Annotated in this window: 15 protein-coding genes; 10 read left to right on the forward strand and 5 right to left on the reverse strand. The window is 51.6% G+C overall.

All coding sequences use genetic code 11. The annotated features are described in order from the left end of the window. From FEAC_RS13720 to FEAC_RS13740, 5 genes are all read right to left on the reverse strand, one after another. Window positions 1–376 (reverse strand): transposase (locus FEAC_RS13720; protein ID WP_160290422.1); only part of this gene is annotated, 376 nt, incomplete at its 3' end. Between the two features lie 42 nt (window positions 377–418). Continuing rightward, window positions 419–802, reverse strand: coding sequence for a transposase family protein (locus tag FEAC_RS13725; RefSeq protein ID WP_052566553.1), 384 nt, complete (start codon window positions 800–802; stop codon window positions 419–421). A gap of 242 nt (window positions 803–1,044) precedes the next feature. Continuing rightward, on the reverse strand, window positions 1,045–1,932 hold the full coding sequence (locus tag FEAC_RS13730; protein WP_160290423.1) for a class E sortase: 888 nt from the start codon (window positions 1,930–1,932) through the stop codon (window positions 1,045–1,047). Between the two features lie 628 nt (window positions 1,933–2,560). Further along, window positions 2,561–4,864 (reverse strand): hypothetical protein, encoded by a 2,304-nt coding sequence (locus FEAC_RS13735; RefSeq protein WP_035391925.1) that lies wholly within the window; start codon window positions 4,862–4,864, stop codon window positions 2,561–2,563. 1,081 nt (window positions 4,865–5,945) lie between these two features. After that, the gene (locus tag FEAC_RS13740; protein ID WP_035391923.1) at window positions 5,946–6,977 is read right to left on the reverse strand and encodes a hypothetical protein; all 1,032 of its coding nucleotides are present in this window, start codon (window positions 6,975–6,977) and stop codon (window positions 5,946–5,948) included. 193 nt (window positions 6,978–7,170) lie between these two features. Here FEAC_RS13740 and FEAC_RS13745 point away from each other — a divergent pair, with 193 nt between their 5' ends. The 10 genes from FEAC_RS13745 (at window position 7,171) to FEAC_RS13785 (ending at window position 15,014) form a co-directional block, all read left to right on the forward strand. Continuing rightward, window positions 7,171–7,371, forward strand: coding sequence for a hypothetical protein (locus FEAC_RS13745; RefSeq protein ID WP_035391921.1), 201 nt, complete (start codon window positions 7,171–7,173; stop codon window positions 7,369–7,371). Then, entirely contained in the window at window positions 7,368–7,775 is a 408-nt protein-coding gene (locus tag FEAC_RS13750; protein ID WP_152623274.1) for a helix-turn-helix domain-containing protein, read from the forward strand. The genes FEAC_RS13745 and FEAC_RS13750 overlap by 4 nt, the downstream gene beginning before the upstream one ends. Before the next feature lie 242 nt (window positions 7,776–8,017). After that, a complete protein-coding gene (locus FEAC_RS13755; protein WP_152623275.1) occupies window positions 8,018–8,410 on the forward strand; it encodes an integrase core domain-containing protein in 393 nt (130 codons plus the stop codon). Window positions 8,411–9,072: 662 nt separating this feature from the next. After that, window positions 9,073–10,224, forward strand: coding sequence for a non-hydrolyzing UDP-N-acetylglucosamine 2-epimerase (wecB, locus tag FEAC_RS13760; protein WP_035391916.1), 1,152 nt, complete (start codon window positions 9,073–9,075; stop codon window positions 10,222–10,224). Between the two features lie 466 nt (window positions 10,225–10,690). Then, complete coding sequence (locus tag FEAC_RS14960; RefSeq protein WP_082055668.1) at window positions 10,691–11,146, forward strand: helix-turn-helix domain-containing protein; 456 nt, start codon at window positions 10,691–10,693, stop codon at window positions 11,144–11,146. Next, entirely contained in the window at window positions 11,103–11,459 is a 357-nt protein-coding gene (locus tag FEAC_RS13765; protein ID WP_052566557.1) for a transposase, read from the forward strand. The genes FEAC_RS14960 and FEAC_RS13765 overlap by 44 nt, the downstream gene beginning before the upstream one ends. A gap of 196 nt (window positions 11,460–11,655) precedes the next feature. Further along, entirely contained in the window at window positions 11,656–13,302 is a 1,647-nt protein-coding gene (locus FEAC_RS13770) for a transposase (RefSeq protein WP_035392425.1), read from the forward strand. Window positions 13,303–13,362: 60 nt separating this feature from the next. After that, a complete protein-coding gene (locus tag FEAC_RS13775) occupies window positions 13,363–14,001 on the forward strand; it encodes a transposase (protein ID WP_269078286.1) in 639 nt (212 codons plus the stop codon). Between the two features lie 179 nt (window positions 14,002–14,180). Further along, complete coding sequence (locus tag FEAC_RS13780; RefSeq protein WP_052566559.1) at window positions 14,181–14,564, forward strand: transposase family protein; 384 nt, start codon at window positions 14,181–14,183, stop codon at window positions 14,562–14,564. Between the two features lie 42 nt (window positions 14,565–14,606). Then, entirely contained in the window at window positions 14,607–15,014 is a 408-nt protein-coding gene (locus tag FEAC_RS13785) for a transposase (RefSeq protein WP_052566560.1), read from the forward strand. Window positions 15,015–15,175: the final 161 nt, after the last annotated feature.

The following is a 15,175-nucleotide window of genomic DNA, read 5'->3' on the forward strand; positions in this document are numbered from 1 at the left end:
GACATCCCAAGAGGCGGTGTCCTTTCATCACCGCAGGAATACATGGCGCCTCATGGCGCACCTTAACCACATGAAATGGATCGAGACAGATTTGGGCGTTAGGTGCCTTCTCGCGGAAGGCCTTGGCAAAGGCTGGACCGAGATCCATGGTGGCTGCTTTGATCTTGGCAATCCGTTCTTCACCCAGGTCATCGAAGAATTCATCTAGGCTCTTGGCACTTTTCCCCTCTGCCCCGTAGACGATCTTGCCCGTCTCGTGATTGGTGACAAGCGTTAAGTAGTTGTGGTGTTTGCGATAACTGATCTCGTCAACCCCGAGAATGAAGAGGTCATCAAGACGGTTGGGATCGAGCTCTTGGCGTGACGACTCGTTCACAGATCGTTCCTACCGTACGCCAGGCGACTCTGAGCAGTTTTGTCATGCGTGGTCCGAGTCATTTGGTACGGTCATCTTGGCGCATCCCCAAGCTACCAAGTGCTCGAAGTCCCTCGTAAACCGCGACTCCCCAACTGGTCGGGCAAATGGTACTGCCTCAGTGATCACCCCGTGAGTTGGACACCGGAGTCGTCTCAGTTGGCACGAGAGCCACGTCTGGTGAGTCCCGATGTCGAGGTGTCTCCATCGTGAGTCGAGCGTTCTCGTGTCATAACAGGCCCGGGTCGCATAGGAGCACTTAGGGCATACCAACCGCGATCGGGTAAGCCTGAGCTTTACCAGCAGTTCGTGTGGACGAACTAAAACCTCGATGACGGTGACACTGCGAAGCCCCAGCATCTGCTTAACTAGAGAGGTAGCGCGCACGGTTCTGAACTCCTTTTTGATGGGTTTCCAACACCAAATTTAGAGCTCAGAAACCGTGCGCGTTTCTTATGTGGCTATTTCAGCCTCAAATACCCCCACTGAACTGGGGCTATGGATCAGATCCAGGCCAAATCTATCCACATGAATATCAATAGAGCCGGATTATGGTCTAACCAATAACCTCACACGGCACTCAACGATGTAAACATCCTCGTCAATGACCATCACCAGTACAGCCAGTATTACCAGGTCCGCGGCAGAAGATTAAGTGCGACGCCGTACGATTCGAACGCGGCTACTGCAGCCAGCACCAAGAGTACAACCCGGATCGCTAAGACACGTCGTGTTACGACGAATGCACCCAACACACAACACGCCGCCACGCCGAGCCAGATCGGGAGAAGGTAGCCGGGAACAGCTGGCAAAACAGCCTTGCTCGAAGGAAGGGACCGAACCTGAAAGTTGCTCGGCGCCGAACTATGCACAGATGAATTCGCCGCCAGGGTAGCTCCAATCGAGAGCACACCACGAACAATAAACCTGTCAGCAGCGGAGTACAGAGGAGTACAGGTGGTCAGGGTAATATACCAACCTCGCAGAGGCTGCAACACAGACACATCGGTAGGCGATACTACCGCGCGATCTACGACCCGATAGACCCAGACATGCTTTCCAACCTCCAGCACGATCCTGTCACCAATACCCACGTCCGGCAAATTGTAGAACGGATGCAACCACGTCGTTCGGTGTCCCGCTAGGGCTATATTACCGGCGTTTCCAGGCATTGCCGTTCCTGCGTAGTGGCCTGGACCCTCCTCCAACTGAACCTTCTGGGCGCCCTCGACAACGACATCGTTAAGTATTCCAGCCGAGGGAATACTTAACCTCGCGATAGGTGTGCCTGTCGGTATCTCCGTCGGCCAACGAACCTGCGGAATCGAGCTATCAGTTGATCCAAGCGGGAGTGACTTCGTCTTCAAACCTTTGGCTAACGCCCGCTGAAGACGATCCTGTGCCACAACAGCCGAATGATGACTCACAAACAGAGCATAAGGTACAAAACCGAGCACATAGATTCCAGCACACATGAGCACCACAGCGAGAATCCTGACAATGCGCCTATAATTCACATCTCTCCAAAAGACCATCAACACGTCACAAAGACAACTCTAGTTCGCATTCGTGCTCACAGGACGGCGACCCACAGAATCGAAAACGGGCAACACCTTCCAGAATGCCACCCTTACACCAGACATCGAATCCCATATCGGTGTGCAAATATGACCTACTCCTAAATCCAGAACTTATACAATCGACGGATACATCGCTACGCAACTCTCCCACAATCCCACCCATTGCTAAGTCGGCTGACCTCCCAAGCACTACCATCGACCACAAAGGCACGCAAAGCACCAAAGATATCCTGTCTGATAACCATCAATTCAAGGAACGCTCTCCCTCTCGAACTCAATGCCAGGGCAAGAATCCAGCATAGTTAGCATCTCGTCAACCGACCAGGTAACACCATCACAACGGCGAAATAACAACCAACCTCAAAATGCACCACTAAATAAGCAACGCTATTTCGACCCGATACAGCAGTTCCAACAACCAGTACACCATCACATATGCGAAACCTCCAAACAACCTTGACCAATTATATAATTGACATTACGAATGCGAACAGACCGCATTATTATCACTAGCCTAAATACTAGCCCTCGCATATCTCGCCACCTAGCAACGACATAGCACGATCTACTGATTAGCCTTTATGACCGGCACAAATGCGTAAGTAAAGGGCGCCGTCGCTGCAGGTGCATATAACACATGAGCAACATACCCACCAGGCTGACGCAAAAAATAACGCGAAGAACGCTTTACACCAGCGATCTTAAAACTTACAACACCATCAACATTTGTTCTTCCACGCATGACTATATGTCTCGGACCAGAATACAACGGGGTATTTTGCTGTCCTTCCCATAAAAAAACAGGCCGTCCCACCTCGGGACCACAACTTGAAGTCAATCTAGCAGTAACCTGTAACTGTAGCCCAAGTCTATTAACTCCAGTGAGTACGAACTTAGTAGCGCTACAGGCCTTCCAATTACCGAGCTCAAACAGATCTTGTCCGTTGACGGTATCGTTCGTAGTTAACGGCCTGAATTGTGATAAGTCATTCGATACGTTCCGAAAAAGCTGCTTATCGCCATTGGTGTAGCCCATGATAAGATAACCAGCACTCGCCTGCCTCATCGAAAGCGCCAATTGACGCGCCGATGTTCCACTATAAGGTAAACGAACAAGGCCCCGAGTAAAGCGAGTCCCTACAAGAGGATAAGTGAACATCGGAGAGTCTAGGCCACTAAAAGCGATGGTGGAGCCAACTGGCAACCTATCGACTGCGGCATACTGGGGCCAAGGTTCAATTACCTTGTTGGCATTTCCATTTATGGCAACTTTAACAAGTTGCGATATCGTAAGATAAGTAGGATATCCATCTACATTAGCTGAATATACCGTAGGTGTATTGGCCCAAACTAGTGTCACAAACGTTAAGACGACAAAACTAACACGTAAAGCTGCATCTGCGTAACGGAGTAGACGATAGCGGGCCATCTGGAATCTTTCCAGGATAACTGCGAAACCACTAGAAGCTAGAACAAATAGGGACATTGAATATCTCGCCATCCACGGCTCACTAGTTAGAACCAATACAATGATCACCGGTAGACACAAAAACCAAAAGAACTCCCATTTATAACGAAACGTATATATCAGCAGATATATGAGAGCTGGCGCCAAGATGAACAACCATTGCAGTCCAAAACCGCCAGGTCGAGAGTCGTAGTAATACGGGTGGTGCTGTAAATCAGTCAGCCATGACACGACAACTTGCCCTAGGTACCCCAACGGCGCAGATTTAATACCTTGCGGTACATTATTTCCAATAATGAGCTGCTGAATAGTACCGTATCCATGGAAACCTAGCAAGTCAATCGGATAAAATGGATTTTTCCAGACAATCCATGCACGGATATACCAAAATGCACCGAGAGCAACCACAGGAAAGGTGAGCACGACGGCTGCAACACCAAATTTTGGACCCGAAGTATCGGTTGTCCCTCTCAGGTATTGTGTGATTGCTGCAATCGCGACTGGAGCGATAATAACTAAGTTGTCTGACTTAACACCTGTCGCCAAGCCAAGTGCGCACCCCGAGAGAAAAAGATAGCCAAGCAATCCGGGCGCACTGCCACCAGCATTTCGTTTCCCATGCCAAACGTTGATAACAAACAAAAGTGATGCAACTACTGTTGTTCCGGCAGCAATATCAACGTAGGCGGTCGAAGACTCCAAAAATATTGGCGGAAGCGTCATGAAAGCTAAAGCAGCAATTGCTGCATAGCGAGGTCGTACGTTGAGTAATCGACTAAGAACATACCCTGATATCGCGCCCAGCATCACAAAGGCGAAATTGACGAATGGCGAATAACGTAGAGTATGCAAGAAGGCACCTAGCCATGCGACCAGTACTCCCTGATCAGATGGATAGGTATCCGCAAAGATACTTTGATCGCTCTGAACGATCGCGTGGTGTTGAAGCCAGGTTGCTGGCCCAATAAGATGGTAACTCAAACTATCGTAGGACACCATCGGGAGTCTGATGATTTCGATAGACTGCCACGTATATTCAACCAAGACGGCTATAACAAGTAACACAATAAGAGGACTGGTGATGAGTCTTCGGACAGAGCCGCCGAACTGCCTCATGATGGTGAACAAGGTGGCGAAGGGATTACGTCCACGTCTTCGTAAAATCACGAGTTCCGTGATCGTTGTCATCAAAGCAAGTCCAGTGAGGGTATAAGCGTCAAGTTCACGAAAAACTAAGCCTGCCACCAATCCCTCTACGACAGTTTCGGCGAGTGCAATGACAAGCGTTCCCAGGACTATCATCGACGAGCTGTCAAAGTCCAACGATGCAGCAACCGATGCCGCACCTATTAGCGTGGCAACCAACGAGGCTACCAGGAGGACTATGTCAATGATGATCAACGGCGACTATCCTAGATTTAGACTGGGCGAATGCTGCTTCAGAGCCAATTGTAGTAGCAACCGTGGCGAGAGGTGCTACCCCTTGCTGACAGCCAATGATTGAGCACAATAAGATATTAATTCCTCGGCCGTCCCGTTTGATATTGGACGGCCCCTTGAGCCCGGTCCACTTCGTCTGTGACGACTACCATTTCCATTCTACTTGTCTCGCCTCTATGCTGTATCGGACCCCGAGTAGTTCCCCACAAGTTGTGTACTCGGTGTTTGCTTAACGTAAGCGAGAACCATTCTCTTTAGGTGTCACGTCCTAGCCTTCAAGGGCCACACACCCGTGCAGGCTGAAGGTAACCGAGGGAGACATCCGCTTAAGGTCTAATTTGTAGTTGCTACGAAATTCATTGGTCAACAATTGCGCTTCGGCGACTTGAGATAAACGGTTCGTCATTCAAAAGCTCACCCCCTAGCCTTGACTTTAAGCAATTCACACATCGCGTTGGTGCCAGGATGAACCTGGACTGATAAACTAAAATGCAATACCCTTGTCAGAGGCCGAATTCAAAAGAGCCCGCGAGATGAACTCTGGTCTGTTGTTCATTCTGATGTAGACCAGGACAACACGTTCGGCCACAATCCCATCGAGGGCCGGGATGACTCCGTCGGTGTCAGTCGAGCAATCCACGGGGGGGGGTTACCAGCTATTCTCTTGACAACTCATCGATGACGTTGAATAGTTTTATGCCCTCCTCTGGTCTCTCTCCTCTCACCCCTACATGTCTTGGCATTCTCCTTAGTGTTGCCGAGAACCGTGTCCCGTTGGGTGACTGGTTTTGATATCGCCGATTCAGTGAAAACAAGCCTCTACACTACAAGTGTCATGGCTAAGCGGAGTGCTGAAGCCCATTTTGTCAGCCGAGCCCTCTACCACCAAACACATCACCGTCAATGCCACCCATATCTCGGGGTCGTCGACACTGACCTTGAAGCGAACCAAAACTTCTGGGCTTGGACGTGAGGTTGACCCGCAAAGATCCAGTCACATAAACATCCCTTCCTGGCATTCATCTCGCGCTTCAAATAGTGGTCATCGGGCAAGCGAACTCTGGGGGATCCTCTGTACATACACGCTACCACGTGTGGACGTGACATAACAGATGATATCACCTGGGGTGGCCGTCGTGCAGGCCATCCCACTGACCAACCCATCCAGATTCTTAAGCGAACCAACTTTCTTGACTTTGCCGGCACGTAGTGAGTAGAAAACCCCGACATCGCTGATGACTACGTAATCTCCATTGTTCAAACTCGCTACAGCAGCCAAGGAACTTGACGTCACATCGATAGAAGAAGTCCAATGATCGGTTTTCCATCGGAGGTACCTACCTTCATTATCCACGACTACACAACTCATGCTGTCAAGACAGGCAATAGCTACCATGGATGCTCCGGGATCGATGGCCACTGGTTTTGTCCACTTTTCACCATTCCAATGACTGACACCGCCGCCAACAGCGAAGCAAGACTGACTTGACTGACAACTGATGGATAACGCCGAACCCCACGCATTGACAGCAGTCGACCACGCCTCTCCGGAGAAGAGATATGCATCGCCAAGTCCATCTATCGCAGCGCAGAAACCATCAACCGCACAGCCCAATCCCGTAAGCACATGCCCCAACGACAGCCCTACAGGCCTCTGCCACTTTCCGTTCACCAATTCAACAACGTCGCGGGAAAACAGAATTGCCATGCAGCGATCACCAGAGAAACAACTGACACTAGCGCTACCAATCCCTGCGTTTTTGACACGCACCAATGGCGATTGGCCAAGCTCCACGACTTTGGACATACCCGACAACGACCAGAATCGACCGGACTCAGCTTCCACAAGACAGTAGCCCGAAACGCTACACGAGATCGATTCTAATACTGTCGACGATAGAACAATCCGTACCGAAGGAGGGAGAAGGGGGTGGGATAGCTGACCTACAACCCGCCGATGCGTACCATGCGAGCGAGTTCCACCCGCAGTCGAAACAACTCCACAACCCGCCAACATCGCAGTCACAAACGCCACGACAACCACTGTGCGCACTATGCGAAACCTTGAACTCATGAGCGACGACACCTAACCAATATAGACGGCTCGATACGCCTCAACTCCGACACCTAACCCTCTGCCCCAAAACCATCTCACGTCTAGGGCCACCACTAGTGTCCCTAGTCAAAGTTTCGCTGTGAAATGAGAAGTTCAAAGATTCGGCCCCTGTTGAACCCATTGTACATCTACTCCCTTGGAGGAAGAGGCAATGACAATGGCCAAGCAAATATCCAAAGTAACCCGAGCGGCGAAAGATTCACAAGGGACCAAGAAGCGTACCGGACGTAGACCCACCTATGTCCTCACGTTGAGCGATGAGGACAAAGAGTTCCTCGCATCGGTCATCGCAAAGCGAAGTGCTCGAAGCCGCTCAAGTTGTGCGAGCGAAGATAGCCCTGTTGGCCAATGAGCATGTTAGGCTTCGCGATAAGCGCTGATGAGCTCGATGTCTCTCACTTTACAGTCTCAAAGCGGCCAAGGAGATTCGCCCTCTATGGGGTGAGATCCCTCGGTGATGCACCAAGGTCAGGGGTACCGAGGACCCATGGGGACGACAAGATCGCCGAGATCATCAAACTCACCACCGCGACCACTCCACCTGATGCCTCAACTCATTGGTCAACCAATACGATGGCAGTCGCCGCTGGTGTCTCTCCCTCTACGGTGGGGAGGATATGGCGAACCTTTGGTCTCAAACCTCACATGGTTGAAAGCTTTACTGTGTCTAACGATCCAGAGTTCACTGAAAAGGTCAGAGACGTTGCTGGGATCTATATAAACCCACCGGAGGCGCACGATCGTCCTCTGTGTTGACGAGAGGTGCAAGCCCTCAACCGCACCCAACCCATGCTCCGGGTGGTGCCAGGGGTTCCCCTGCGTCGAGGGACTTCAGTACAAGCGCAGGCGGTATCAGCAACCACAATGTGCGCACTCGATGTCGCCTCCGGCAAGGTAATCACCAAGATGACCGCTGCCCATAGGCCTGTAGAGTTCATCTCAGTTCTTAGAGCTCATCGACAAGAAAGTACCCAAAGAGCTTAAGAGTTCACGTTGTCTTGGACAACTACGCAGCCCATAAGACCGAATCAGTGAGAACCGGGCTCAAGGGGCCGTCCACCCCGGTCTACATCAGAATGGACAATGGACCAGAGTTCATCTCACACGCTCTTTCGAACTGGGCCAAAGAGATGAGCGTCACTCTTTACTTTATCGACCCAGGATCACCCTGGCAGAACGGGAAGTGTGAGTCGTTTAACTCGAGATTACGAGACGAGCTCTTGAACGGTGAACTCTTCACCTCAGTCACCGAGGCGCAATTGTTGACCAATAAATATCGCCATGACTACAACCGGACCCGAGCACATAGCTCCCTCGGTTACCTGAGCCCCCACGAGTTCTTGGCCCTCGACGTGACGACTGAAGAGAATGGTTCTCACGCGGTCGAGTAAACACCGAGGATTCTACGCCGAGAACTACTTCCGGTCTGAAGCAGCATAGGGCCGAGACAAGTAGAATGAACGTGGTCGTCTCACAAACGAAGTGGACCGGGCTCAAGGGGCCGTCCGCTTGCCCACCCAGGATTTCAGTTCCAATTCACACCAACGTACTCATCGCAGATGTTTCAAGTAGAGAGCTGGTTCTAGGGCCCTTACTACAACGCAGCGTCCACCACAGTGTGACCGAACTCAACAGAGGGATTACCAAGTGGGCCAAGGCCCAGAACGAGAACCCTAAGCCTTTCATCAGAGACAAAGAGCGCCGACGAGATCTTCGCTTCTATGCAGAAATATCTGGGTACGATCGTTTCTGAGCAAACTTCTGAGAAAGAACACTAGGGCCGAAGCGAAATCAGGATCAACTAGCCCAACAATCAAGCCTCTCGCACACCGTACATAGTCAAACCAAGACAATTCATCGTTTCGCTCCAATCACTCGGTACACCTCTTGCGTGGGACAACCAAATATGTAGCAAAGAAACCCGAATCCAATAATCCCGACAAAGGACGATCGCCATGACCCAAGTGGAACACACAACACCGCAATAACGGCACACATCAACTACGTATCCACTAAGATCTGCCAAAACTAACCTTGGGCGTAGGAGGCCAGTGTGACCAAGCGTATCTGTATAATCGCCGGAACTAGGCCAGAGGCAATAAAACTCGCACCCGTGATCAATTTACTTCGAGGCGACAATCGCTTTAACGTGACTCTAGTGACCACCGGTCAGCACACTGAAATGTTAGACCAGGCATTCCGTTTCTTCAACATCGAACCCGATCTCAAGTTTTCCGTAATGGAGGCCACACCAGATCTACTCCAACTCACCAGTAATACAGCCCGTGTAATGTCGTCGCTCTTGTCCGATACCACACCAGACATGGTACTAGTTCAAGGAGATACGACAACCGCGATGGTAGCAGCACTTGCATCGTTCTACAGCCATGTTAAGGTAGGGCATGTCGAAGCCGGCCTACGAAGCTTTTCCCTCGCTTTGCCGTTTCCTGAAGAAGCAAACCGCCGTTTAATTTCCGTGATAACCGACATACATTTTGCTCCAACACTCAAGGCAAAACAAAATCTAATCACCGAGGGTATTTCCGCCGAACGAATAGTGGTAACTGGCAACACCGTCATCGATGCTCTATTTTTGGGTGTCAATCATCCGAAACCACTGATTGATCCACTCCTTACACCCATATTGACTTGGCCGGGCCCGATTATTCTCGTCACAGCCCACAGACGCGAGTCTTGGGGGGATGGTCTACGACAAATAGCCAGCGCAATACGCCAATTAATTGCCATACATCCTGATCTACTTTTCGTACTCCCCATGCACCGCAATCCCATCGTGCGGGATACTCTACTAACTGAATTATCCGATAGATCTAACATCATCCTCACCGAACCACTAGAATATGGCGATTTATGTACAGTCTTGAATGCGTCAACACTCGTACTCACTGACAGCGGAGGTCTCCAGGAAGAAGCGCCTGCACTCGGCAAACCCGTCCTCGTGTTACGTACAACCACGGAACGCCCAGAAGGAATAATCTCCGGTCATGCCGTCCTAGTAGGCACATCTCCAAGCATCATTGTAAACAAGATGTGTCAATTGCTTGATGACCAACAACTGTACAACCAAATGAGTACAAAGACAAACCCATACGGCGATGGCAACGCCAGCGCAAGGATCCAGCAGGCCATTGCCGCCTATTTTCACATGGAGACACAGCCCTTGGACTTCACCAGCGCCATCTAACCGACAATCAACGTTAATGGCGCCACCGTAGCCAAACGAACACTCCACTGGTTTAATCTCCTGCGAATTCAAACGGCTCTATTGATTGAGATTCATGTGGATGCCCAGACCCTCATGGAAGGCCCATAGTCCTTGTACGACGGAGGTATTTGGGGCTGAAATGGCTGTATGAGAAACGCGCACGGTTTCTGAGCTCTAAATTTGGTGTTGGAAACCCATCAAAAAGGAGTTCAGAACCGTGCGCGCTACCTCTGTAGTAAAGCAGATGCTGGGACTTCGCAGTGTCAGGAGTCGTCGAGGTTTTAGGGCTCTATTGACATTCATGTGGATAGATTTGGCCTGGATCTGATCCATAGCCCCAGTTCAGTGGGGGTATTTGAGGCTGAAATAGCCACATAAGAAACGCGCACGGTTTCTGAGCTCTAAATTTGGTGTTAGCAACCCATCAAAAAAGGAGTTCAGAACCGTGCGCGCTACCTCTCTAGTTAAGCAGATGCTGGGCCTTCGCAGTGTCACCGTCATCGAGGTTTTAGTTCGTCCACACGAACTGCTGATAAAACTCAGGCTTACCCGATCGCGGTTGGTATGCCCTAAGTGCTCCTATACGACCCGGTCCTGTTATGACACGAGAACGCTCGACTCCCGATGGAGACACCTCGACATCGGGATTCACCAGACGTGGCTCTCGTGCCAGCTGAGACGACTCCGGTGTCCAACCCACGGGGTAATCACTGAGGCAGTACCATTTGCCCGACCAGTTGGGGAGTCGCGGTTTACGAGGGACTTCGAGCACTTGGTAGCTTGGGCATGTGCCAAGATGGATAAGACCACGGTGACAAAACTGCTCAGAGTCGCCTGGCGTACGGTAGGAACGATCTGTGAACGAGTCGTCACGCCAAGAGCTCGATCCCAACCGTCTTGATGACCTCTTCATTCTCGGGGTTGACGAGATCAGTTATCGCAAACACCACAACTACTTAACGCTTGTCACCAATCACGAGACGGGCAAGATCGTCTACGGGGCAGAGGGGAAAAGTGCCAAGAGCCTAGATGAATTCTTCGATGACCTGGGTGAAGAACGGATTGCCAAGATCAAAGCAGCCACCATGGATCTCGGTCCAGCCTTTGCCAAGGCCTTCCGCGAGAAGGCACCTAACGTCCAAATCTGTCTCGATCCATTTCATGTGGTTAAGTTGGGAACCGAGGCCCTAGGAAGGTGGTGTCTTTCTCGCTGATATGGACCGACCAAGGCTGAGACTGCGATTTGGGCGATTGCTCCTCCAGTGAATCACGATCGCGCTCTGGCCGTACATCGCAGTTGACTCTGTCTGATCGTTTGGAATTTGGGGGTATTGTTGTCCCTGATAAGTTGCAAAAGTCCTGGTCATACGGTAGAATTGAGGTATAGAAGCACCTTATGAGGAGTGACCATTGTCCCTTGGTATTGCAGATTCCCAATCTAACTTCTTTGACGATATGGCCCAGTTCTGTGAGAAGACTCTCCCAAAGGATTCCATCTATGCCTTCTTACACGATGAGCGCAACCGGCTCTTTCCTGATGAGGCCTTTGCCGATCTCTTCTCCGGGAGAGGACGCCAATCAGTCCCCCCATCGGTGATAGCAACGGTCATGGTGCTCCAACGTCTGGAGGGATGCTCAGATCGTGAAGCAACAGAGCGCTACGCTTTCGATGCCCGCTGGCGTTATGCGGCTGGAGTCGGTAGCTACGATGTCTCAGCTTGGCCGGTCTTCTCTCACACGGTACTCGTCGACTTTCGAGAGCGCCTACGCAGATCAGATAAGCCTGACAGGGTCTTTGAGATCTCTCTTCAAGCTGCACGTGCAGCTGGGCTAGTGGGGCGCAAACGGGTACTTGATTCTACACCTCTCTATGACGCGGTAGCTACCATGGACACCATCACCTTGATACGCTCGGCAATACGCAACCTTCTCAAGGTCGCTGATAGATCCCTTAGAGATTCACTCGTTAGGGTGCTCACCAGCGGGGATGACTACGCAAGTTCTGCCAAACCAACCATTGACTGGGATGATCGAGATGCCCAGGCAGAGCTCATCGACTCTCGAGCTAAAGATGCCTATGCCTGCCTGGTAGTACTTGAAGCCAAGGAGCTCACGCCCGAGGTGAACCAGGCGGCACACCTCCTTGCAACCGTCGTTGGCCAGGACTTAGAACAAGATGATGACGGCAGCTTCCATATAGCTAGGAGGGTCGCAAAGGACCGGATCATCTCCACGGTTGACCCAGAGGCTCGTCATGGACATAAGACCACCCATCATAAGTTCGATGGGTACAAAGGCCATATCGCGATCGATCCCGATTCAGAGATCATCACTTCCACAATCGTTACCCCGGGTAATGCTGGTGATGCGAGTGCAGCCCAAGATCTTATCGGTGACCTGCTAGAGGACCAGGGCAGCGTAGGGAGCGACGATCTCATTGTCGGTGCCGATCTAGCTAATAGGTCCGATCCAACTGAAGATGTTGATGAGATCGATCGTCCAACCGTCTATGGTGATAACGCCTATGGCACTGGGTCGTTTCACGACCGACTCGAACAAGCAGGGATCGACTCACGCTGTAAGACCCAAGACCCTGTGGGAGAGCTCTTTACCAAGGAGCGCTTTGACATCAACCTGACAGATGATACCGTGACCTGTCCAGCTGGTGTTCGTGTCTCTATCAACCGCAATCGTCATGGCGGTGGTGTAGCCAAGTTCGTCGAGGCCTGCACGCCGTGCCAGATGAGAGACCAATGCACCAGTGCGACCCAGGGTCGCACCATCTCGATCAACTCTCACGAGGCAGCACTCACCCGTGCAAGGAACCGTCAGCGCGATCCCGTCTGGCGCGATGACTACAGAGCAACCAGACCCAAGGTCGAGCGTAAGTTCGCACACCTCATGAGGCGCAAACACGGGGGTCGTAGAGCAAGGGTACGTGGCCTCCTACGAGTTGGGAATGACTTCAGTCTCCTTGCCGGAGCGGCTAATCTTGCCCGCATGGCAAAGCTACAAGCTCGCTCAAATCCCTGTGGGGGATGGGAGGTAGTGATGTAATGGAAAGATGGGAGCCCATTTCATGCCACACCGGCAAGAACCCGAGTCCATCAGCTCCTTGTGAATTCAAAACACAGAGCATACTTTCGAAAGGTCAGCTCCCTTAAGACAAGCCAAAACGGAAAACCACGACCTGCGCCGGACCTGATCCTCTGGGGATGCGTATTTCACACCACCTTCCTAGAGGAGGTACGCAAGGATCTCTGGCGGGAGATGAGAAAGCTTCCCTCTCCTACCTTTGCCCGTAAGTTCGCCGGGGCACGGTGGGCACTGTTGAAGAATCCAGGAACCCTAACCAAGCGTCAAGGACTAGCCCTCTTAGCTGTCAAACAACGAGGGGGAGCTCTATGGCGAGCTTATGAGATGAAGGAGTCCCTACGGGCGATCTTTGCTGGAGACCTCGAAATCGACGAGGTGAATGAGATGCTCGATCACTGGTGCAAGCGAGCCTCACGCTCACGACTATCGAGTTTCATCCGACTCTCAAAGACCATCCGAACTCATCGAGACGGGATACTTGCCTCCATCAGACTTGGGGTATCCAATGGGAGGGTCGAGGGACTCAACACCAAAGTTCGCTCCATCATTGCCCGCTCGTATGGGTTTCACTCCGCCAAGGCTACCCTCGCACTGGTGATGCTAGCTTGTGGACCGATTGACTTGAAGTTACCCTATGAAAGGGCGAGTTTATCCACATGAATGTCAATAGAGCCGGTTTGGCTCTATTGACATTCATGTGGATAGATTTAGCACGGATCTGATCCATAGCCCCAGTTCAGTGGGGGTATTTGAGGCTGAAGTAGCCACATAAGAAACGCGCACGGTTTCTGAGCTCTAAATTTGGTGTTAGCAACCCATCAAAAAAGGAGTTCAGAACCGTGCGCGCTACCTCTCTAGTTAAGCAGATGCTGGGCCTTCGCAGTGTCACCGTCATCGAGGTTTTAGTTCGTCCACACGAACTGCTGATAAAACTCAGGCTTACCCGATCGCGGTTGGTATGCCCTAAGTGCTCCTATGCGACCCGGGCCTGTTATGACACGAGAACGCTCGACTCACGTTGGAGACACCTCGACATCGGGACTCACCAGACGTGGCTCTCGTGCCAACTGAGACGACTCCGGTGTCCAACCCACGGGGTGATCACTGAGGCAGTACCATTTGCCCGACCAGTTGGGGAGTCGCGGTTTACGAGGGACTTCGAGCACTTGGTAGCTTGGGGATGCGCCAAGATGACCGTACCAAATGACTCGGACCACGCATGACAAAACTGCTCAGAGTCGCCTGGCGCACGGTAGGAACGATCTGTGAACGAGTCGTCACGCCAAGAGCTCGATCCCAACCGTCTTGATGACCTCTTCATTCTCGGGGTTGACGAGATCAGTTATCGCAAACACCACAACTACTTAACGCTTGTCACCAATCACGAGACGGGCAAGATCGTCTACGGGGCAGAGGGGAAAAGTGCCAAGAGCCTAGATGAATTCTTCGATGACCTGGGTGAAGAACGGATTGCCAAGATCAAAGCAGCCACCATGGATCTCGGTCCAGCCTTTGCCAAGGCCTTCCGCGAGAAGGCACCTAACGCCCAAATCTGTCTCGATCCATTTCATGTGGTTAAGGTGCGCCATGAGGCGCCATGTATTCCTGCGGTGATGAAAGGACACCGCCTCTTGGGATGTCGCAGCATCCCAGCGAAGCTGAGGGCAGCCTAACCGAGGAGGTGCTCGGGAGGGCAGGAAGCAGCCCTGACAACGACGGGACGAACTGGTACTACCAGACGGTTCGGGTCCGGCTAGCAAGACAGAGAGGTGTAACGAGAGTGAACCAGTGGTTGAACCCGCTTAAGCGTGGAACCGACTCCAAATCTGGTAGA

This window comes from Ferrimicrobium acidiphilum DSM 19497 (assembly GCF_000949255.1).
Classification (GTDB): domain Bacteria; phylum Actinomycetota; class Acidimicrobiia; order Acidimicrobiales; family Acidimicrobiaceae; genus Ferrimicrobium; species Ferrimicrobium acidiphilum.